Origin of the sequence: Pseudoalteromonas sp. CST2, assembly GCF_028599385.1 — a bacterium.
GTDB lineage: Bacteria > Pseudomonadota > Gammaproteobacteria > Enterobacterales > Alteromonadaceae > Pseudoalteromonas > Pseudoalteromonas atlantica.
Genome location: NZ_JAQREO010000001.1, coordinates 139010 through 160806, shown reverse-complemented (window position 1 = coordinate 160806; position 21797 = coordinate 139010). Strand labels below are relative to the sequence as shown.

Here is a 21797-nt window from a genome sequence, read left to right as displayed (position 1 = left end):
AATCAGTATTTAAGGGCCATAATTTTCGAGCAATAAAAAAGCCTGCATAAGCAGGCTTTTTTGTGCATAACTTGGCTATTACGCCATGAAATCAACACCTTCTTTGATGTCTTTTTTCAGAGTTTCAAGCATGTCGTTTTTAGCTTTTTCTTCAAATGCGCTTAGCTCGCCGTAAGAAAGAATTTCTTCTACGCCGTTTGTGCCTAAACGTACTGGGTGAGCAAAGTACTCTGCATCGCCATTTTCAACAGCAACGTATGCGTAATCTACTACGTCTTCACCTTGTAGGCCTTTAACTAAAGACATACAAAAACGTGCTGCAGCAGCACCCATAGATAATGTAGCTGAACCACCGCCCGCTTTAGCATTTACTACTTCAGTACCTGCATTTTGGATACGTGGAGTAAGTGTAGCTACTTCTTCTTCAGTGAAGCTTACGCCTTCAACTTGAGAAAGTAGAGGTAGAATGGTTGTGCCAGAGTGGCCACCAATTACTGGTACTTTAACGGTTGCTACGTCTACGCCTTTAAGCTCAGCAACAAATGCTTCTGAACGAATTACGTCAAGCGTAGTGATACCAAATACGCGCTTAGCGTCGTAAGTACCTGCTTTTTTGAATACTTCAGCAACAATTGGCACAGTGCCGTTTACTGGGTTAGTGATAACACCCACTAACGCTTTAGGACAGCTAGCTACAATGCCTTCTGCTAATGTTTTGATGATACCTGCGTTTACGTTAAATAAATCCGCACGATCCATACCTGGTTTACGTGGCATACCCGCTGGGATAAGTACGATATCACACCCTTCAAGCGCTTTATTTAAATCGTCTGCGCCAAAACCTGCCACTTTAACATCTGTAGGGATGTGAGATAGGTCAACCGCAACACCTGGTACAACTGGTGCAACATCGTAAAGTGATAATTCAGAACCAGCTGGTAAGCCTGTTTTTAATAATAAAGACAACGCTTGACCGATACCGCCTGCAGCACCTAATACAGCAACTTTCATTGGAATTCTCCGTAATTTGAGGTAGGAAATATTTGTGGCTCTTAAGATAATGAAATTAGCGACTAAAAACAAATTTATCCTGCTTATTTCAGGTATATTTTCGACCATAGTTGTAAACTTTGTTGGTTTATCGCAGCAAACTGGCAAGTTAACTAAACAACTGCTGCATAATTATTCATTTTTGTGTAGAATTTGCATTATAAATAACAAAAATGAATAAAGACTATGCAACCACAAGACAAACAAGAAGCGCTGGTAAAAGCGTTTAAAGCACTTTTAAAAGAAGAGAACTTTGGCTCGCAAGGCGAAATAGTCGAAGCATTAAAAGAGCAAGGCTTTGACAATATAAGCCAAAGTAAAGTGTCACGCATGCTTAGCAAGTTTGGCGCTGTGCGTACTCGTAATGCTAAACAAGAAATGGTTTATTGCCTACCCGCAGAAATGGGCGTACCGACTGCTAAAAGCCCACTACGTCAGCTTGTTATTGATATTATGCATAACGAAATGATGATTATTATAACCACCAGCCCAGGCGCTGCGCAGTTAATTGCCCGCTTATTAGACTCACTAGGCAAAGCGGATGGTGTATTGGGCACAATTGCCGGAGATGACACTATTTTTATTGCACCAGCAAAAATATCTGAAATAGACATTACACTAGAGCGCGTACGCATTTTATTTGATACGGTTTAAAGCTGTTTTAAAAAACTAACTGACGGCGCAAAAAACGCTGAGCCCATATCGGCTTGAGTAAAATCAAGCCAGTGGTCGTAACACTCCCCTTTTCCTATGCGGCTGTTAAGTACCTTTTCAAACGCACTTCCCGATGCAGAGCATGTAATACTTAGCATGCCTTGCTCGTAAACATCGCCATACGGCATGCTTTGGTTAAGCAGTATTGCTTGGCCGCTTTCATCTTTTAGCTCACTTCTAGTCGCGTGGCTCGTATCTACCTTAGGCTCAATTAAGGTGTTATCTAAACGTGTACGCCCCATAATATGCTCTTGCTCGCTTAGTGATAAATGCTGCCATACGCTCAGGTCATGCTTATAACGCTGTACATGAATATAGCTGCCTTGGTGTTCAAAGCTGTCGGGGTTATTAACCAGTGCCGTGATTCGTTTTTGGCGTCCATGTGGGGTGTCGCCTGCATAAATAAAGCCGTTAAAGTCTCGCCCATCTAAAAACCTAAAATTGCGAATTTGTTCAACCAGCTCTACATCGGGCGAAAACAACTTTAATATTTGCAATGCAAAAAGGTGATTAACATCTTCTCGGTCTGAGCGAATTTGTATGAATAAATCACATGGCTGTACGCGCATAACAAAATCACTGTGATTTATATTAGGAAAGCTTTGCAGCTCGCTTGGGATATATTCAGGTAGTATATGCGGCCAATATTGCGCGCCTATAGCCACCATGCAAGAGAGCATGGCTTCGGAAAACTGATCACTAAACTCTTCTTCAATTGCGCTTACGCGCTTAAGCTTTGCGCGCAATGACTCGTCTTGACCATCAAATACATTAAAAAATAAATGCAAACCGTGTAAGTTTGCTTCAGCACAAATCCCAGATTGCGCTTGCGCCATTGTTATTCCTTAGCTTTATAAAACACAGCGAATAACACATTTGTTATGATTCGAAAAAATTCACCGTGTGAGGTTTTATTTTTATTATAACCTGCTCATTTATTTCAAATGACTGGCCATATTGTGCGGCAACTTCAATCTCTTGCTCTGCAATTACAACAGTGTAAACATAAGCCGAGCCTATAAACCGACGGCTTAAAATGCTCACACCTTGAGGGTTATCGGCCTGCGTATTTTGCGCAAGCTCAATATGGTGCGGGCGAATATACACCACCCCTTTTATTGCACTGTGCGTATGCTCATGCTGCGATTGCACGACACCAAAAGGCGTTGTGTATTCAGTTGCCGTTAACACTTCTGCGCCTAAGTATATGCCCTGACCCAGAAACTCTGCAACCTCCTTTGTCTTTGGCATGGCAAAAAGCTGCTCTGGTGTACCTTGTTGGGCTATTTTTCCTTGGTGCATAATGGCTAGCGTGTCTGAAAACGCAAAGGCTTCTTCTTTTGAGTGGCTAACAAATACCGCAGAAACCTGCTGCGCTTTAATAATGCGCCTAATATCAGCAATTAACTCAAAGCGTACTTGTGTATCTATGTTCGAAAAAGGCTCATCAAGAAGCAATAAACTTGGCTTATAAGCCAAAGCCCGCGCAATAGCCACGCGTTGCTGCTGGCCGCCCGAGAGCTGATGAGGGTAGCGTTTTGCACACCCTGTTAAATGCACTAGCTCTAGCATTTCCTCTACCCGTTGCTGTTTTTGAACTTTGCTTATTTTACCCAGCCCAAACGCAATATTATCGGCCACACTGAGGTGCGGAAACAAGGCATAATCTTGAAACATCATCCCTATATTACGATGCTCTGGTGATACAAATGTATGCTTATCGCTTACACATTTGCCATCTATAAATACGCTACCTTCATTTATTTCAATAAGGCCAGCAATTGCTTTTAAGGTGGTTGTTTTACCGCAGCCGCTGGCCCCGAGCAAACACACAATTTCGTCTTGACCCACCGTTAAATCTAAATTGTGTAGCACGTGCGTGCCACTGTAGTGATAACCCACACCTTGTAAATTTAAACGGCTCATTTAACTGCGTTGCTCCATAGAACGATTAATAAAATACAAGGGGATCAACCCAACCAAAACAATAAATAAAGCGGAAATAGAAGCAAGCTCAAGCTGCTCATCGCTCACATATTGAAATACATGTGTGGCTAAACTTTCAAAGTCAAAAGGCCTTAATAGCAATGCGGCTGGCAGCTCTTTCATACACTCAATAAATACAAGCAATGCAGCTGTTAAAAGACCCCGACGTAATAAAGGAAGGTGCACTAAGCGCAGTGTTTGCCCTTGGCTTTTACCCATAGATTGGCTAGCCATATCCAGTGATGGACTAATACGTACAAAGCTCGATTCTATAGCACCGTGCGCAATGGCATAAAAGCGCACTAAGTAAGCCAGTATAATAGTGATAATGCTGCCGGTTAGTAATAAACCTATATCTAGGTTGTAGCTCTCAAGGGCTGCATTTATTGAGTTTTCTAATGCGCTAAGCGGTAATAACACAGCAATAGCCAGTACCGTACCTGGCAGTGCATAGCCGGTGCTCGCTAAGCGACCAGGTATTAAAGAATAGCCTTGCTTTGCCACACGCTGATAAAAAACGATTAGTGTAGCGAGTATTATGCTGGCTACGCTTACAATAATAGCTACTTTTAAACTTTGCCACGCGTAACTAAAAAATGCCGTGTTCCACGCTTTATCAAAGTAAGTTATTGCATAATTTAGCAATACCAACATAGGTATAATAAAAGCAATGAGCAAAATAACACTGCAAAATGACGTAGCCAGCCATGCATGTTTACCTTTAAGTTTGTATAACGACTCGCTATTAACACCTGATTGGCGCTCAAACACGGCTTGGTTACGCCGACTAAAGCGCTCCGCCATTAAAGCTAAAAACAGCAGTAACAGCATAACGCCCGATATTTTCGCTGCAGCCGTGAGTGAGTAATAACCAAACCATGTATCGTACACTGCGGTGGTTAAAGTGCTCACTGCAAAGTAACTTACCGTTGCATAGTCGGCCATGGTTTCCATGCTTATGAGCGCAAGGGCTGCCACAATTGAGCCACGAGAAAGCACTATACTTACCTTAAAAAAGCTTTGCCAAGGCGATAAACCCATTAATTGACTAGCTTGCACTAACTTAAATGACTGCTCTCGCAGTGCGGTTTTAAAAATTAAAAATAAATACGGATACAGCACAAGTGCAATCATCACCATAGCGCCGGGCAAAGTGCGAATATCAAAAAACCAATAATCCGTTGGCGAGTGCCAATCAAACCACTCTCTTAGGGCTATTTGCACAGGGCCTGCGTAATCTAGCAAATCGGTATACACATAGGCTATTAAATAGGTGGGCATTGCAAGGGGCAGCATAAGCGCCCATTCAAATTGCTTTTTTCCGGGGAAGGAGCAATACGCACTGAGCCAACCAAGCGGAAGCGCAATTGCACAGCTAAGCAGGCATACGCCAAAAATAAGCAGTACGGTATTAGTAATATAATCCCACAGCACGGTATCCCACAGATGAGAAAATACCTCTGAGTCGCCTTGTAAAGATTCATATATCAGAAAAAACAGCGGGGCCGACAATAAAAGCCCTGTCGACCAAGCAAAGAGCTGCCATTTAGACAGCTTAAATATAAAATTCATTAAAGGTCGAACTTCACCTCATCTATTAGCTTAAGGGCTAACGGACGATATTTACTGATCTCATCAAGTGCTAGGCCATCTTCTTTAAAGCTTCCCCAAGAGGCCACTAAACTTGACAGCTCAACGCCTTGCTTAACCGGGTACTCCATATTTACAGAGGCATACATATTTTGTGCTTTGGTTTCGCTCATAAACTCAATAAGCTTAAGGGCATTATCAGGATTTTTTGCATATTTAGTAATGACAGCACCCGAAACATTTATGTGTGAGCCGCGATTTTGCTGATTAGGAAAATTAATATAAACAGACTCAGCCCACGCTTTTTGCTCGTCGTCTTGAAGCATTTTGCCAAGGTAGTAACTATTACCTAAAGCAAGATTACACAAACCTTCTTTTACCGCTTTTACCTGCGCGCGATCGTTCCCTTGTGGCTTACGTGCTAAATTAGCTTTAACACCTTCTAACCATGTTTTAGTTTTTTCCTCGCCGTGATGAGCAATCATCGAAGCAACTAAGCCAAGGTTATAAGGGTGCTTGCCAGAGCGTGTACAAATTTGTCCTTTGTACTGTGGGTTAGCCAAATCTTCGTAGGTGAGTTCAGGTAATGCACCTAGGCGCTCTTTTGATGAATACACATTACGAACCCGCTTAGTTAATGCCACCCACTGCCCGTCGCTATCTCTATACGACGCAGGAATATTGTTTTTAATGCGATCACTTTTAATACTTTGCGTTAAATTTAGATCTTCTAGCTGAATAAGCGCACTAAAGTTAGATGTTAATACTAAATCGGCTTTACTGTGTTTTCCTTCACGCTTAACACGCTCTATTAACCCTTTTTTTGCAAAAACCACATTCGTTTTAATGCCTGTTTGCTTAGTGAAGTCAGTTAAAATAGGTTGAATTAAAAACGGTTGACGAAAAGAGTAAATATTAACAACATCGCTCGCAAACGCAGGCGAAGCGCTAATAATACAAGTAAGTATAGCCAGTGCAGTTCTCATATCAATTTACCTAAATAGTAATTATTTACAGGGGATTTTATCGTGATACGTGAAAATATACACTCTTTACATAAATGTAAATAAGTAATTAATGACCAAAAGGGAAATACCGCGTAAGACATCTCTTACAGAGCTGACAGCTAATGAGTAAAAAAACCTATAACAACCCACTAAAAACAATGTAAGCATCTGTTTTTATTTGATTTGTTATAAATACTCACTTTTTATAAGTAAATCCATAGCCGTTTTAACCTATTTTAGTTGCACCAGCACGCTACAATTACTACATCAACCAAGCAGTGATGCTTATCGAGTAAAAGGAAATGGACTGCTTACTCGAACAACCAATGATTAGGTTACTACGGACAACACGGAAATTAGGACAGGCTCAGGATGAGTATCGCAATGGATTGTTGCACAAAGGAACGTATCAGGACGATACAGCAAGGATAACAACAGCGGATAGTTGTTTAACAGGATGTGATAGGAATTAAATGGACAGGCCCTTGAGGCAACACAATGGAATTGTAAATTAATGGACTGCACTAGGATGTGCCAAAAGGAATAGGTAATAGTTTTTACCACTACAGGATGTACAGGGATTTAAAGGAGATAGGCCCGGATAGCCTAAATTACATAGAACTAAAAAGTAATATCGTAATCACATGGATAAGTAAAAATTGGAGTTGATTAAGTTCAATTGCAGGATGCAAAATTAGAAGATTCCGCAAGCGCGCCTAGAGATAGAGCGCGCTTTTCTTTGCCTAAAATTAAGTTACTGTGGCCTGCCCTTATTTCGCTTACCAAGTAAGTACGCATCACGAAATTTTATAAAGTGCTGTTCAAGTTTTAAGGCGGCATCTTGCTCACCTGCGAGCGCTAACACCATAATGCCTACCTCAGCAGTGCCTAACTGGTATGCGTGAGGTGCAACGCGTAAACGGTAATCTGATAATTTATCAGCTGTGATCGACAACACCGGTAAATTATCTAGATACGGGCTTTTGCGGATCATTTTTTTAGCTTCGCGCCAGGTGCCATCTAAAAATATAAATAATGGCTTTTTGCCAGGCTCAATGTTTACTTCGGTAGTTGCCCTGCCCGGCTCTACATCTTCAGCTGGAAATATCACCATAGGTTGATAATCAGCGTTGTTTAATAAAGCTAATAGCTCAGCGCTTGGCTCTGTTCTGTCCCATCTAAATGCATAGTTGTCAGGGACTATTTCAGCAATTAAACGCCCTGTGTTTGACGGTTTAAAGCTTTCATTATGATACATTAATAAACACACGCCAGCATCGCACTGCGCCTGTTCTACACCCTCACATATACAGTAATGCTTAGCAATTAAACACTGCTCACAGCGAGCCATTTTGCCGCCACGGGCATTAAATTCGCGACGCGATTCGCTAATTTGCTGAGCACGCAAAACTAATACTGAGTTATGTTGGGGATTTTTCAAGAGGGCTATTACCTAAAATTTGTTCGGCGCGTATTGTAGCTAAAATAAAAGGGAATAGATATCAGCTATCAGCTATCAGCTATCAGCTATCAGCTATCAGCTATCAGCTATCAGCTATCAGCTATCAGCTATCAGCTATCAGCTATCAGCTATCAGCTATCAGCTATCAGCTATCAGCTATCAGCTAGAAATTTTGCTCATATTAACTTACGTGTCAAGACGAGCTTGTCTTAAACTGACGGCTGACGGCTGACGGCTATAAAAACAAAAAACCCAAGCCGAGGCCTGGGTTTTTAAACAGTTAACTAAAAGAGTTTACTTCTTCTTTTTAACCGCTTTTTTGTTTGGTAAATCAGTGATTGAACCTTCAAAAATCTCAGCTGCAAGGCCAATAGACTCGTTCAATGTTGGGTGAGCATGAATAGTAAGTGCTAAATCTTCACCGTCTGCGCCCATTTCAACTGCTAAGCCGATTTCGCCAAGCATTTCGCCTGCGTTAATACCCACCATAGCACCACCGATTACACGGCCACTGTCTTTATCAAAGATAAGCTTAGTAGAACCTTCAGTACGAGCAGATGCAATTGCGCGACCTGATGCTGCCCACGGGAATACCGCAGTTTCAATGCTTAAGCCTTGCTCTTTTGCTTCTTTCTCAGTAACACCTACCCAAGCGATTTCTGGGTCAGTGTACGCAATTGAAGGAATACATTTAGGGTCGAAGAAGTGCTTCTGACCAGAGATAACCTCTGCTGCAACATGGCCTTCGTGTACCGCTTTATGCGCAAGCATAGGCTGGCCAACTAAGTCACCAATCGCAAAAATATGGTTTACGTTAGTACGTAATTGCTTATCAACATTAATAAAGCCACGCTCATCTACATTAACACCTGCCTTATCAGCATCAAGCAAGTTACCGTTAGGCGTACGGCCTACTGCAACAAGTACTTTGTCGTAACGTACTGGTTCAGCTGGTGCATTTTTACCTTCAAAAGTAACGTATAAGCCATCATCTTTCGCTTCAACGCCAACAACTTTAGTTGAAAGCATAACATTGAATTTTTTGCTTACGTATTTTTGGTAAATCTTGATGATATCTTTATCCGCAGCCGGAACTAACTGATCTGCAAATTCAACTACATCAATGTCAGAACCCAATGCGCGGTAAACAGTACCCATTTCAAGACCGATAATACCACCGCCTAAAACAAGTAGCTTCTCTGGAATGTCTTTAAGCTCTAATGCGCCCGTTGAATCAATTACACGGTCATCTTCTGGGATGAACGGTAAGCTTACAGGTTTAGAACCCGCAGCAATGATTGCGTTATCAAATGTAATAGTTGTAGTGCCGTCAGCACCTTCAACGTCTAAAGTGTTGCTGCCAGTGAATTTACCGTAACCTGGTACAACTTTAACTTTACGCATCTTAGCCATGCCGTCTAAGCCACCTGTAAGCTGGCCAACAACCGACTCTTTCCAAGAGCGAATTTTGTCTAAATCAATTTGCGGAGCGCCAAAAGTAACACCGTGAGATGACATTTCTGCAGCGTCATCAATCACTTTAGCCACGTGTAAAAGTGCTTTTGAAGGAATACAACCAACATTAAGACATACGCCGCCTAATGTTTCACGCGATTCTACTAATGTAACTTCTAAGCCCAAGTCAGCAGCACGGAAAGCCGCAGAGTAACCACCAGGACCACCGCCTAGTACAACAACTTGAGTTTTTAATTCGTTGCTCATGCTATTACCTTAATTGTTTGAACGGGACACTGCCCTAAAATTTAACTGCCATGTTTCTGCATGGGCAGAAAATCAGAGCAATTCACAAATAGTGCAAAGATTGTATCATTGCATATAGTAAAAATCCCAGCTAAAAACAACTGGCTGGGATTTGATTTTGTTTTTTTGCAAACATCAATTGAATTAAATTAGCGAGCAATTATCGCGACAGCAAAATAGCGCTATAACAAGGTAGAAATTACGCTGTATAGTTTTTCCTATATAAGTAATTTCTGAAGCAGTTAAAGTGCTATTTAAATCGCTAGAATGATCGCCTTTTTAATAAAATTGGTGTCACATCACTAATTGACGTATGTCGCTCATGTAGCTAGCAAGCGTTGCGGTAAAGCGCGCAGCTAGAGCACCGTCAATCACACGGTGATCGTACGACATAGAAAGCGGAACCATTAATTTTGGTTCAAAGTCTTTACCATTCCACTTAGGTTTCATTTCAGATTTAGATACACCTAAAATAGCCACCTCTGGTGCATTAACAATCGGCGTAAATGCCGTACCGCCAATACCGCCTAAGCTTGAAATAGTAAAACAGCCGCCTTGCATATCAGATGACGTTAACTTACCTTCACGCGCCTTTTTAGAAATATCCATCAGCTCGCGAGATAATTCAATAATGCCTTTTTTGTCCACATCTTTAAATACAGGAACAACTAAGCCATTTGGCGTATCTACTGCCACACCAATATTGATGTACTTTTTAAGGATAAGGCTTTCACCGTCTTCAGACAATGACGAGTTAAACGTTGGGAACTCAGCAAGTACTTTCGCTACCGCTTTCATCACAAACACAAGTGGTGTGATTTTAACGCCGAGCTTTTTCTTCTCGCTTAACACGTTTTGTTCTTTACGGAACACTTCAAGGCTTGTGATATCAGCTTCGTCAAACTGTGTAACATGTGGGATTTGCACCCAGTTACGGTGTAGGTTTTTACCCGACAGCTTTTGAATACGCGATAGTTTTTTCTCTTCAATTTCGCCAAATTTAGCAAAATCTACTTTCGGCCACGGAATTAAGCCAAGCTCACCACCGCCCGCATTGCCTTTACCAGCTGGTAATTGGCCTGATTCAACTTGCTTAACTAGGTTTTTAACATAGTTTTGCACGTCTTCTTTTACTACGCGGTTTTTACGCCCAGAACCTTTAACGTTTGCTAAGTTAATACCAAACTCACGCGCTAAACGACGAACAACTGGCGATGCATGGGCATACGCGCTGTTGTTTTCAAAGCTTTCGTTGCTTGCTTTAGCCGCAGGTGCTGCTTGAGCTGGCGCAGACTCGGTTTTTGCTGGTGCAGCCGCTGGCTTTTGCTCAGCCGGGGCTGCTGCTTTTGCTGGCGCACTGCCTGCAACTTCAAAAACAAACACAAGTGAGCCAGTTTTGACTTTATCGCCAGCGGCCACTTTAATTTCTTTAACGGTACCAGCAAACGGGGCTGGTACTTCCATTGCCGCTTTGTCGCCTTCAACGTTTAAGATAGATTGCTCTTCTTCAACCGTATCGCCAACAGCAACCATGATTTCAGTTACTTCAACTTCATCATCGCCAATATCAGGCACGTTTACTTCTTTTGTGCTAGGCTCGGCGCTTTGAGTAGTCTCTGCTGGCGCAGATTCTTGCTTTGGCGCATCTGATGCAGGTGCACTTGAGCCAGCAACTTCAAAAACAAACACTAAAGAGCCTGTTTTTACTTTGTCGCCTTCGGCTACTTTAATTTCTTTTACAATACCGGCAAAAGGAGCTGGTACTTCCATAGATGCTTTATCGCCTTCAACACTTAAAATTGACTGCTCTTCATCTACGCTGTCACCAACAGCGACCATGATTTCTGTTACTTCAACTTCGTCGTCACCAATATCTGGTACGGTTACTTCTTTAGTTGAAGAACCTGAAGCTTCTGCAGGTGCAGATGCCTCAGTTTTAGCTGGCGCTTCTGGCTCACTTTGTGAACCTGACTCTTCGCCTTCAAAAATCATGATTAACGACCCTGTTGTTACCGTGTCGCCTTCGCTTACTTTAATTTCTTTGACTGTACCTGCTTGCGCAGCAGGTACTTCCATTGATGCTTTATCGCCTTCAACGGTTAGTAGCGATTGATCAACATCTACTTTGTCGCCAACGCTTACTAAGATTTCGGTTACTTCTACGTCATCGCCACCGATATCTGGTACATTAATTTCAATACTCATTGCAAACCTCTTATGCGTACAGTGGATTTAGTTTGTTTGTGTCAATGTCGAACTTTTTAATTGCTTCAACAACCACTGACTTTTCAACATCACCACGTTTAGCAAGTTCAGATAACGTAGCAACAACCACGTAGCTTGCATTAACTTCAAAGTGACGACGTAAGTTTTCACGGCTATCAGAGCGTCCGTAACCATCTGTACCAAGCACTTTATAGTTGCTGCTTGGAATAAATGAACGCGCTTGCTCTGCGTAGTTTTTCATGTAGTCGGTTGCAGCAACAGTCACTGAATCGTTTAATACGCTAGTGATGTATGGCGTTTTTTGCTCGCTTTCTGGGTTAAGCATGTTGAAACGCTCAACGTCTTGACCGTCACGGGTAAGCTCATTGAATGATGTTACTGAATAAACATCAGAAGCAATACCGTACTCTTCGCTTAAAATGGCTGCAGCTTTGCGCACTTCAGTCATAATAGTACCTGAGCTTAATAGCTGTACGTTGGCTTTTTTACCTTCGTAGCTTTCAAGCTTGTAAATACCTTTACGAATACCTTCTTCAGCGCCTTCTGGCATTGCTGGTTGATGGTAGTTTTCGTTCATAAGCGTTAGGTAGTAGTAAATGTTTTCTTGGTTTTCACCGTACATACGACGAATACCATCTTGAATAATTACCGCTACTTCAAATGCGTACGTTGGGTCGTAAGAAATACAGTTAGGAACCGTATTTGCAAGAATATGGCTGTGACCATCTTCGTGCTGTAGACCTTCACCATTTAGCGTAGTTCGACCTGCTGTTGCACCTAATAAGAAACCACGTGCTTGCTGGTCACCCGCCATCCATGCCATGTCGCCAACACGTTGGAAACCAAACATAGAGTAGTAAATGTAGAATGGGATCATAGGTAAATCGTTAGTGCTGTAAGATGTTGCAGCAGCTACCCATGACGACATTGCACCTAGCTCGTTAATACCCTCTTGTAGCACTTGGCCTGATGTAGCTTCTTTGTAGTAAGAAACAATATCGCGGTCTTGAGGGGTGTAGTTTTGGCCATGTGGATTGTAAATACCGATTTGACGGAATAAACCTTCCATACCAAATGTACGCGCTTCATCAGCAATAATTGGCACAATGTTTTTGCCAATGCCTTTGTCTTTTAGTAACACGTTAAGTGCACGTACAAAGCCCATTGTGGTAGAAATATCACGTTTTTGCTCTTCAAGTAGCGGCTTAAATGCGTCTACTTCTGGCAGTTTTAGCTCTTCAGTAAACTTAGGAATACGTGTAGGTGTGTAACCTTTAAGTGCATCACGGCGTGCGTGTAAGTACTTATATTCTTCTGAGCCTTCTTCAAGCGTTAAGTACGGAAGATCTTTAATTTGCTCTTCTGATACTAAATCTTGTAGGCCTAAACGGTCACGTAAGTGTTCAACATGGCTCATGTCCATTTTTTTCACTTGGTGCGCAATGTTTTTACCTTCAGCCGCTTCACCCATGCCGTAACCTTTTACAGTTTTAGCAAGAATTACGGTAGGACGGTCGTTGGTTTGCTCAGCTTTTTTAAATGCAGCATAAAGTTTTGATGGTTCATGACCACCACGCTTAAGCGCAAAAATTTCGTCATCAGTCATATCTGCAACAAGTGCAGCTGTTTCTGGATAACGGCCAAAGAAATGCTCACGTACGTACGCGCCATCTTTGGCTTTATATGTTTGGTAATCACCATCAATTGTTTCGTTCATCAATTGTAGTAATTTACCTGATGTATCTTTAGCTAGCAGAATATCCCATCCGCTGCCCCATACAACTTTAATTACGTTCCAACCAGCGCCTTTAAATAGGCCTTCTAGTTCTTGAATAATTTTACCGTTACCCATTACTGGGCCATCTAAACGCTGTAAGTTACAGTTAATTAAGTAACATAGGTTGTCTAGCTTTTCACGTGCAGCAAAAGAGATTGCGCCGCGTGATTCTGGCTCATCCATTTCACCGTCACCTAAAAACGCGTATACACGTTGGTTTTTAGTGTCTTTTAAGCCACGGCCGTCTAGGTATTTTAAAAAGCGTGCTTGGTAAATAGACGCAATTGGACCTAAGCCCATTGATACCGTTGGGAACTGCCAAAATTCAGGCATTAATTTAGGATGCGGGTATGACGGTAAACCTTTGCCATCTACTTCTTGACGGAAGTTATCAAGCTGCTCAGCCGTAAGACGACCTTCAACAAATGCACGCGCATAAATACCCGGAGAAATATGACCTTGGTAGTAAACTAAGTCACCGCCGTCTACCTCATTTGGCGCTTTGAAAAAGTGGTTAAAACACACTTCATAAAACGCAGCTGATGATTGGTAAGACGCCATATGGCCGCCTAAGTCGAGATCTTTTTTCGATGCACGTAATACAATCATGATTGCATTCCAACGAATAATCGAACGAATACGACGCTCAAGGTTTACATCCCCTGGGTACGCCGGTTCTTGATCTACTGGAATAGTATTAACGTAGTTAGTTGTTGTGCCAGTTGGCATATCAACGCCGTCTAAACGGGCTTGCTCTAACACTTGCTCAAGTAAATATTGAGCTCGTTCAACACCTTCTTCGCGCACAACTGATTCAAGAGCTTGTAACCACTCTTGTGTTTCTAGCGCGTCTACGTCAATTTTATTGACTTCAGACATATGGAGGTTTCCTTATGTTTAAAATACGAATGTTGTTAATTTAATACCACGTATACCTAAGTTAGTGTGTTCTAAGTACAGCGTATTAGCTTAATTTTGTTTTGTGCGTCTTAAACTACGTTCAATTCGCGAATGCTCTTTACCCGCTTCAAGTAATGCTTCTTCAATAAAGGCTAAATGGGCATTACTTGCTAAACGGGCTTGTTCTGGATTGCCCTCAATTACGGCATCCATTAATAAGCGCCTGTGCTGGGCTAATTGATTGCTAATATCTGGTTTTTTTAATAAAACCGTTAAGTTTTGCAATACATTTTGCTCCAGTAGCGCTTGCATGCCTCGCACTAAGTGAAGTAAAACCACGTTGTGTGAGGCTTCGGCTACACTAAAGTGAAACGCATTAATTGCTTTGGCTTTTAATTGTAAATCGTTATTAACTTGAGCAATTTTATCAAAGCTTTGTTTAACCTTGGTAAAATCGGTGCTGGTACCACGAAGCGCCGCATAATATGCAGCAATTCCTTCAAGTGCATGACGAAATTCAAGTAAATCGAACTGTGATTCAGGATGCTTACTGATCAAATCAAACAGCGGATCAGTGAGTCCTTCTTCAAGCTGATTTTTTACAAACGTGCCACCGCCTTGCCTGCGAGTGACCAATCCTTTTGCTTCTAGCTTTTGGATAGCTTCACGCAGTGAGGGGCGAGACACCTCAAACTGTTTTGCTAGTTCGCGCTCTGGCGGCAGTTTTTCACCTGGCGCTAATGAGCCCTCAAGAATCATATTCTCAAGTTGCTGTAAAATAACATCAGATAACTTTGCTGCTTTAATCTTTAAAGACATTAATCAACGTCCACGTTGCATAAATACTAAAAAGCCTAATTTTTAAGGCCTAGAGCTTGACGATTTACCCAAAAGGTAAATTGGTCATACCAAAAATTTTCAATAAGGTATCAAAAAGGCAAATAACTGTCAATTTACGGGTTATTTGAGCAATTAGAGTAGCGTAACGCATTTTGAACGAAGTTCAAACAATGCACAATTGAGGTTGTTTTATTCAAACGTTAACAAGATGAAAAAAGTGGTCTGACCAGAGCGAATTAGAATATTCGCTCTAGTTGAATTTATTGAAGAAATTAATTTTTGAATCAAAGAAGGTCGTAGCTGCGGGTTTACCCCGCGACTAACACCCTCACCCCGAGACTCACCCTAAGCGCGGCGTACATTGCGCGATGTAAAATCGCGACTACGATAAACCGCCAAATAAAGTAAGCAGTGCAATCAGTACTAAATAAAAAAGCACGTTGCGTTTAACTAATTTAATCATACAAGTGGCTTCAATAGCACATCCGTAATAACGCTGTTCTACTTGTTCAGCCGCAAGCGCTGTACACGTAACTACTTTGCGGTTTGGTGTTTTAAAATCCAATACATAATGTAGCCAGCAGCTTGTACCTTTATTAAAGTTACCAATGACTAAATAGCCAAAGCTTGCAACACGTGCTGGCAGCCAATCTAGCCAAAATAATAATTTATGCAGCAGCGTAAAACGATTTGCAAACACCACTTTATGGTTTTCTTTAACTAAATCGGCCAACGTACGCACTATTGCATACAACACGGCACCTGGGGCGCCAAGCATTACAAACCAAAAAATAACGGCGCAATAAAATCTAAAATTAATCCACGCTAAGGTTTGCCCAAATGTTTCTCCGCCCTCTTCATCCTCTAGGTGTTTTTGCCCCATTTGTAGTGCGTATAATGAGGCCGCGGTTTTATCATCCCGCGTTAGTGCATTTAAATACGACTTATATAAAGCTCGGTGCTTAGCACAACCAAAACAAACCAATAAAACCGCAACATTTATAGCTAACTGCCACAGTACAAAGTCAGAGAGTACATATATAAGCGCAATAGCCACTACCGGCAAAACTAACCAAATTAAAAAGCCAATTGCCGTGCCAAACAATCCGTTTTCACTAAGTAATCTACCCGAGCGGTTTAAATAACCATTAACGTAATGGCTTATTTGCCAATACTGTGATCGCGCACCTAAACGCTCAAGTATTAGTGCAATAATTATAGAAACTAAAATCATGATAGCGACTCACTTAATTTGCTTGTTCTAGCCTGCTTATATAAGCAGGCCAATTAAAACTTTCCCCAGGGTCGGTTTTTCGCCCAGGTGCTATATCGCAATGCCCTACAACTCGCTTAGTGGTGATAAGCGGGTAACGGGTCATAATTGCCTTTGTTAGGTTATGTAAGCTGGTGTACTGCGCCTGAGTGTAAGGTGTGGTATCTGTACCCTCAAGCTCAATACCTATACTAAAGTTATTACATGCGCTTTGCCCTTCATATTCAGATTGCCCGGCATGCCACGCGCGTTTATTAAATGGCACATATTGAATAATCTCGCCAGTACGTTTTATAAAGCAGTGCGCTGACACTCTAAGCCCATTTAAATCACAAAAACTGGGGTGCGCATTACAGTCAATCTCACCCATAAACAGTGCATCAACATATTCGGTGCCAAATTGCCCAGCCGGCAAGGAAATATTATGAATTACCAACAGCGAAATATCGGTATTTTCAGGGCGCTCATCAAAATGCGTACACGGCCGCTGTGTTATATTAGCGACAACTCCGCTTGAATCTATCTGCATTATTTTAATACCACGGTATACATAAACTTGATGCTAAAGGATTTATATAAAGAATGATAGCCATTGCCGCTAGCTAACATTCAGCTGGTAGCATTACTTTTAGCAGCCACGCTATATATGTAGGTGTAATAAACCCCGCTCATTTAAAAGCGCTTCTATTAGTTATTTAAACATAGTAAAATTTGCTTAATTTATTAACACTTATGAGCCTTCATATGTCAATTTCGCACACGCTTATTACTCAACTTGTCACCCTCGCCTTAGATGAAGATCTAAATTATCAATCAGCACAAGACGGCGACATTACCGCGCAGCTTATTCCACAAAACGAGCACGCAAATGCTAAAGTAATTACCCGCGAAGACTGCGTTTTTTGCGGTAAAGACATCATTATAGAAGTGTTTAAGCAAGTAGATCCAAGCGTTGAAGTAAACGTATTAGTAAATGATGGCGATTTTGTGCCAGCAAATAGCACCTTATTTACAGCTAAGGGCTCTGCCCGTGCTATTTTAACTGCAGAGCGTACCGCGCTTAATTTTGTACAAACGCTTTCGGGTACCGCAACCACAACTGCAAATTATGTAAAAGAGCTTAGCGGCACCACAACCCAGCTGCTCGATACCCGTAAAACAATGCCAGGACTCAGGCTACTTCAAAAATACGCTGTTAAATGCGGCGGCGGTGCAAATCACCGTATAGGCTTATTTGATGCGTTTTTAATTAAAGAAAACCACATAGCAGCGTGTGGCGGAATTGATAAAGCAGTCGCACAAGCCAAGCAAAACCATCCTACAAAACCCGTAGAAGTAGAGGTTGAGTCGTTAAATGAACTTGAGCAAGCCATTAATGCAGGCGCCGACATAATCATGCTCGACAATTTTAGCGTTGAACAAATTCAGCAAGCTGTGGTCACTACTAATAAGCGCGCTAAATTAGAGGTTTCTGGCAATATGACGCTAGAAACGCTTAAAACTTACTCGCAGGCAGGTGTCGACTTTATATCCAGCGGCGCACTTACAAAAAATTTACAATCAATCGATTTATCGATGCGTTTTGTATAAAAGCACGACAACAATTTAGTTTTATTGATGCTAATTAATTGACAAAACGCATGAAAAGACTTTTAATAATCCAAAAGGCTTACTTTGTAACATTTTGTTAAATAAAGTATCCTTTTTAGAAAATTTTGTGTGCTTTAAGCATAAAAAAAGTGTTAGACTAACCCTGTTGTATTACTTCCTTGAAAAATATAGTAATAAGTAACTGCTTTTTGTTTTAATCTTCAAAAAATACCTAAAAGATTAAAGCAAATGGTCAGTATGTTTCCTATATTTAGTCTACTTTGTGTTTAGGTAGCCTACGCAAGTTGCAACATAATGAACTCACATTTAGCTTTTGTGTTTCATACCTAAGGCTAAAAGTACGTGAAAATTTATTTTTAAGTAAATCTGTAAAGTTAATCAGGTAAATTAAGTTTGGCACTTTCGCCACTAACCTGACTATCTTACAAAACATTATCCTTTAGGAGAGGAAACATGAAAACAATGACTCAAAAACAACAGGGTTTCACCCTAATCGAATTAATGATTGTTGTAGCAATCATCGGTATTCTTGCCGCAGTAGCACTGCCTGCTTATTCAAATTACCAAGCATCTTCAAAGTTGACAGCTGGTTTAGCTGAAATTTCTGCTGGTAAAACTGGTTTTGAAGTAGCTGCGAACGCAGGCGAAACTCCTGATATTGATGATGCAGGGTTACAAGCCACTACTGCTAACTGTAATATAACAGTTACTGGAACCTCTATTGAATGTGAAGTTATTAATGCCCCAACACAAATATCAGGCGCAAAACTAACTTGGACAAGAACATCAACTGGTGGTTGGTCATGTGCCACAACAGGGATCACTGATGCAGCCAACCAAGAGCTAGCCCCGAAAAGCTGCCCTCACTCTTAAAGTTATCATTTCCTAAAAAGCGCCAACTAGGCGCTTTTTTAATATCTAGATTCAGTACCAATGATTGTAAATAAAAGAATCAGTTCAATCCTTATAATTGTGTTTTTATTTAGCACGCTACTACCCTTCATACCTATAGCGTCATACGATTATCATAACCATCAACGAATAATCCAAATTTCCTTTTTGGTAAGTATAAGTCTTCTTACTATCACTGATTTCATCTTGAAAAACAAAGTCGTTAGAAAATCATTATTAGATAAAAAAAGTGGCATCTTGTTATTTATCTTTTGTGGCTTCTTGTCATCATTAATGAGTCAGGAGTCAAGCTTTAGTTTGCTTTATACATTTCATATAAGTTTACTTATTGTATGTATGTACTATGTAAGTACCATAAGTGATAAGAAATCTATTTTATTTATCATTTATGCATTATTAATATCCCACACAAGCTTAGTATTAATTTGTTTGCTCAATATCATTTTTACACTTTCTGAGCAGCAACCACTAAATCCTTACATAATATATTCTGGCTTTATCAATATTCGCTTTTTTAATCAGGTACAGGTCTTTATTCTTCCTTTTTTAATACTACTTCTGAAATTTAAGAATATTCAACGCATCGTATTCATGGTTTTATTTTTAAACCTGTTACTCGTATTTATTGGGCAAGCCCGTGGCGCTTTACTCTCTTTTTTAACCTTTTCGGTGTTAGCACTTATATTAAAAACCTCTTTAAAAAAACAAATACTAACAGGGTTAGCTTGCCTAGTTGTAAGCTATATTAGTTTTTATGTACTGGATTCACTAAATCAAGGAGGTGCTGAAATACTCCGCACAAGCTCATCAGGGCGAATTGACTTGTGGCAGAATACGTTATCCAATTTAACTTGGAAGAACTTACTAATAGGAAATGGTCCCGGGGTATTTGAAATGTCGCTGGGAAGCTCTGCACCCTTTAGCCATCCACATAACTCATTAATTGAAATTTTGAATGAATGGGGTGGAATTGCTCTTATATGTATTGTTGTGTTGGTATTTACAATGCTAAAAAAAGCATTTACACACCTAAAAAAACATAAAAATGATATAGTTACAGAAGCTATTTTTTATTCCTTTACTATAGGTTTAACCTATTCGCTATTCTCTGGTGTGCACGTGATGCCTGTTTCACAGACTTTATTATTTATTATGTGGGGCTTACTAATTGGCAGGGTTTATAAGAAGAAAAGCCAGCCACTTTCTATTAATATGTATGTAAAATTTTTTTTAGCATGTGTATTTATTCTCGGATGGGCATTCTACTTACAAAAAGCAATAGAAATTTATAATAATATAGACCCTGATAAAGGCTATATATACGGCCCACGGTTTTGGTCTGTTGGCCAGCGTTTTTGACAAAACATATTTTCTACCAAGAATCATTAGTTTAAGTTATGCTTATGATGATTATAAATCTTTAACCCGAATAAAACTGAGTACTTCCAATGGCAAAAAAACAAGAAGATAAAAGCCTTGATACCTTTCAATGGGTAGGCGTAAGTGCACGAGGGAAAAAACTTGAAGGGGAGCTAACAGGCTCTAGTGTTGCCCTAGTTAAAGCCCAGCTTAGAAAACAAGGTATCACCCCATCAAAAGTTAAGCGCAAGCCTAAGCCGTTATTTGGCATACAAAGTGTTCAAAAAATTATTCCTAAAGATATTGCGTTAGTTACACGCCAAATTGCCACTATGTTAATGGCAGGTGTACCACTCATTCAAGCCATTGAAATGATTGGCTCTGGCTCAACCAACAAAAGTGTTGGTAAGTTAATGGAAACCATTGGCGATGAGGTAAAAGCAGGTCAACCTCTCTCACAGGCACTTAGAAAACACCCTCGCTATTTTGATGATTTGTATTGTGATTTAGTGGCATCGGGCGAGCAATCGGGTGCGCTTGATAAAATATTTGACCGTGTTGCTTTATATAAAGAGAAATCTGAAGCGCTTAAATCAAAAATTAAAAAAGCGATGTTTTACCCTATTTCAGTATTAGTTATAGCTGGTATTGTTACGTCTATATTGCTTATTTTTGTAGTACCTCAGTTTCAAGATATATTTGCAGGATTTGGCGCACAACTACCTGCCTTTACCTTATTTGTTATTGGTATATCTGAATTTATGCAGGAATATTGGTGGGTGATTTTAATAGCCATTGTTGGCTTTGGCTATGCTTTTAAAGAAGCTAAGCTCAGAAGTTTAAAACTTAGAGATGCAACCGACAGAGCTATATTAAAACTACCTGTAATTGGTATGATTTTAAATAAAGCCGCTGTTGCACGATATGCTCGTACGCTTTCGACCACCTTTGCTGCAGGTGTACCACTTGTTGATGCACTCGACTCAGCTGCTGGTGCATCCGGTAATGCTGTGTATCGCTATGCTATTTTAGATATTAAAGCAGAGGTGAGCTCGGGTAATCAAATGAACTGGGCAATGCGTAACTCTAAAATATTCCCTGATATGGTTATTCAAATGGTAGCCATTGGTGAAGAGTCTGGCTCGTTAGATGGTATGCTAGCCAAAGTAGCAACAATTTACGAACAAGAGGTTGATGATGCAGTTGATGGCTTATCTAGCTTATTAGAGCCGCTTATTATGGCAGTACTGGGTGTGCTTGTAGGTGGCTTAATTGTTGCCATGTACTTGCCAATTTTCCAGTTAGGCTCTGTAATTTAAAAACATAGCT

The 21797-nt window shown here is 40.7% G+C and carries 17 protein-coding genes; 5 read left to right on the top strand and 12 right to left on the bottom strand.

Features of this window, described 5'->3' with window-relative positions; genetic code table 11:
- Window positions 1–78 precede the first annotated feature (78 nt).
- Window positions 79–1011: a malate dehydrogenase gene (gene mdh, locus PSH41_RS00725; RefSeq protein WP_004587919.1), complete on the bottom strand. Its 933-nt coding sequence runs from the start codon at window positions 1009–1011 to the stop codon at window positions 79–81.
- Window positions 1012–1236: 225 nt separating this feature from the next.
- Between mdh and argR the strand changes: the two genes are divergently transcribed.
- A complete protein-coding gene (gene argR, locus PSH41_RS00720) occupies window positions 1237–1704 on the top strand; it encodes a transcriptional regulator ArgR (RefSeq protein WP_004587918.1) in 468 nt (155 codons plus the stop codon).
- Here the strand turns inward: argR and PSH41_RS00715 are convergent.
- From PSH41_RS00715 to ampD, 11 genes are all read right to left on the bottom strand, one after another.
- Window positions 1701–2600: a Dyp-type peroxidase gene (locus PSH41_RS00715; protein ID WP_004587917.1), complete on the bottom strand. Its 900-nt coding sequence runs from the start codon at window positions 2598–2600 to the stop codon at window positions 1701–1703. The two genes, argR and PSH41_RS00715, sit on opposite strands and share 4 nt — an antisense overlap.
- A gap of 43 nt (window positions 2601–2643) precedes the next feature.
- A complete protein-coding gene (locus PSH41_RS00710) occupies window positions 2644–3690 on the bottom strand; it encodes an ABC transporter ATP-binding protein (protein ID WP_273588613.1) in 1047 nt (348 codons plus the stop codon).
- Complete coding sequence (locus PSH41_RS00705) at window positions 3691–5322, bottom strand: ABC transporter permease (protein ID WP_273588612.1); 1632 nt, start codon at window positions 5320–5322, stop codon at window positions 3691–3693.
- Complete coding sequence (locus PSH41_RS00700; RefSeq protein WP_029773350.1) at window positions 5322–6326, bottom strand: Fe(3+) ABC transporter substrate-binding protein; 1005 nt, start codon at window positions 6324–6326, stop codon at window positions 5322–5324. The genes PSH41_RS00705 and PSH41_RS00700 overlap by 1 nt, the downstream gene beginning before the upstream one ends.
- 775 nt (window positions 6327–7101) lie before the next feature.
- Entirely contained in the window at window positions 7102–7788 is a 687-nt protein-coding gene (locus PSH41_RS00695; protein WP_273588611.1) for a tRNA-uridine aminocarboxypropyltransferase, read from the bottom strand.
- 315 nt (window positions 7789–8103) lie between these two features.
- Window positions 8104–9531, bottom strand: coding sequence for a dihydrolipoyl dehydrogenase (gene lpdA / locus PSH41_RS00690; RefSeq protein ID WP_055014755.1), 1428 nt, complete (start codon window positions 9529–9531; stop codon window positions 8104–8106).
- Window positions 9532–9864: 333 nt separating this feature from the next.
- Entirely contained in the window at window positions 9865–11775 is a 1911-nt protein-coding gene (aceF, locus tag PSH41_RS00685) for a pyruvate dehydrogenase complex dihydrolipoyllysine-residue acetyltransferase (protein ID WP_273589369.1), read from the bottom strand.
- Window positions 11776–11785: 10 nt separating this feature from the next.
- On the bottom strand, window positions 11786–14452 hold the full coding sequence (gene aceE, locus PSH41_RS00680) for a pyruvate dehydrogenase (acetyl-transferring), homodimeric type (protein ID WP_024031395.1): 2667 nt from the start codon (window positions 14450–14452) through the stop codon (window positions 11786–11788).
- 90 nt (window positions 14453–14542) lie between these two features.
- Entirely contained in the window at window positions 14543–15292 is a 750-nt protein-coding gene (pdhR, locus tag PSH41_RS00675; RefSeq protein WP_004588597.1) for a pyruvate dehydrogenase complex transcriptional repressor PdhR, read from the bottom strand.
- 403 nt (window positions 15293–15695) lie between these two features.
- Entirely contained in the window at window positions 15696–16547 is an 852-nt protein-coding gene (ampE, locus tag PSH41_RS00670) for a beta-lactamase regulator AmpE (protein ID WP_154945873.1), read from the bottom strand.
- Window positions 16548–16560: 13 nt separating this feature from the next.
- On the bottom strand, window positions 16561–17115 hold the full coding sequence (gene ampD / locus PSH41_RS00665) for a 1,6-anhydro-N-acetylmuramyl-L-alanine amidase AmpD (protein WP_248530498.1): 555 nt from the start codon (window positions 17113–17115) through the stop codon (window positions 16561–16563).
- Window positions 17116–17330: 215 nt separating this feature from the next.
- On the opposite strand from ampD, the gene nadC reads away from it, so the two are divergent.
- The 4 genes from nadC to PSH41_RS00645 all read left to right on the top strand — a co-directional run bounded on the left by nadC (window position 17331) and on the right by PSH41_RS00645 (window position 21787).
- The gene (nadC, locus tag PSH41_RS00660) at window positions 17331–18176 is read left to right on the top strand and encodes a carboxylating nicotinate-nucleotide diphosphorylase (RefSeq protein WP_273589368.1); all 846 of its coding nucleotides are present in this window, start codon (window positions 17331–17333) and stop codon (window positions 18174–18176) included.
- 474 nt (window positions 18177–18650) lie between these two features.
- Window positions 18651–19070, top strand: coding sequence for a pilin (locus tag PSH41_RS00655; RefSeq protein WP_273589367.1), 420 nt, complete (start codon window positions 18651–18653; stop codon window positions 19068–19070).
- Between the two features lie 225 nt (window positions 19071–19295).
- Window positions 19296–20468 (top strand): O-antigen ligase family protein, encoded by a 1173-nt coding sequence (locus tag PSH41_RS00650; RefSeq protein ID WP_273589366.1) that lies wholly within the window; start codon window positions 19296–19298, stop codon window positions 20466–20468.
- A gap of 89 nt (window positions 20469–20557) precedes the next feature.
- Window positions 20558–21787 (top strand): type II secretion system F family protein, encoded by a 1230-nt coding sequence (locus PSH41_RS00645; protein ID WP_273589365.1) that lies wholly within the window; start codon window positions 20558–20560, stop codon window positions 21785–21787.
- The last annotated feature ends 10 nt before the right edge of the window (window positions 21788–21797 follow it).

What these genes read in the sequence shown, in the direction of transcription:
- mdh (WP_004587919.1), bottom strand. Translation starts at nt 1,011, where the DNA reads ATGAAAGTTGCTGTATTAGGTGCTGCAGGCGGTATCGGTCAAGCGTTG.
- argR (WP_004587918.1), top strand. Translation starts at nt 1,237, where the DNA reads ATGCAACCACAAGACAAACAAGAAGCGCTGGTAAAAGCGTTTAAAGCA.
- PSH41_RS00715 (WP_004587917.1), bottom strand. Translation starts at nt 2,600, where the DNA reads ATGGCGCAAGCGCAATCTGGGATTTGTGCTGAAGCAAACTTACACGGT.
- PSH41_RS00710 (WP_273588613.1), bottom strand. Translation starts at nt 3,690, where the DNA reads ATGAGCCGTTTAAATTTACAAGGTGTGGGTTATCACTACAGTGGCACG.
- PSH41_RS00705 (WP_273588612.1), bottom strand. Translation starts at nt 5,322, where the DNA reads ATGAATTTTATATTTAAGCTGTCTAAATGGCAGCTCTTTGCTTGGTCG.
- PSH41_RS00700 (WP_029773350.1), bottom strand. Translation starts at nt 6,326, where the DNA reads ATGAGAACTGCACTGGCTATACTTACTTGTATTATTAGCGCTTCGCCT.
- lpdA (WP_055014755.1), bottom strand. Translation starts at nt 9,531, where the DNA reads ATGAGCAACGAATTAAAAACTCAAGTTGTTGTACTAGGCGGTGGTCCT.
- aceF (WP_273589369.1), bottom strand. Translation starts at nt 11,775, where the DNA reads ATGAGTATTGAAATTAATGTACCAGATATCGGTGGCGATGACGTAGAA.
- aceE (WP_024031395.1), bottom strand. Translation starts at nt 14,452, where the DNA reads ATGTCTGAAGTCAATAAAATTGACGTAGACGCGCTAGAAACACAAGAG.
- pdhR (WP_004588597.1), bottom strand. Translation starts at nt 15,292, where the DNA reads ATGTCTTTAAAGATTAAAGCAGCAAAGTTATCTGATGTTATTTTACAG.
- ampE (WP_154945873.1), bottom strand. Translation starts at nt 16,547, where the DNA reads ATGATTTTAGTTTCTATAATTATTGCACTAATACTTGAGCGTTTAGGT.
- ampD (WP_248530498.1), bottom strand. Translation starts at nt 17,115, where the DNA reads ATGCAGATAGATTCAAGCGGAGTTGTCGCTAATATAACACAGCGGCCG.
- nadC (WP_273589368.1), top strand. Translation starts at nt 17,331, where the DNA reads ATGTCAATTTCGCACACGCTTATTACTCAACTTGTCACCCTCGCCTTA.
- PSH41_RS00655 (WP_273589367.1), top strand. Translation starts at nt 18,651, where the DNA reads ATGAAAACAATGACTCAAAAACAACAGGGTTTCACCCTAATCGAATTA.
- PSH41_RS00645 (WP_273589365.1), top strand. Translation starts at nt 20,558, where the DNA reads ATGGCAAAAAAACAAGAAGATAAAAGCCTTGATACCTTTCAATGGGTA.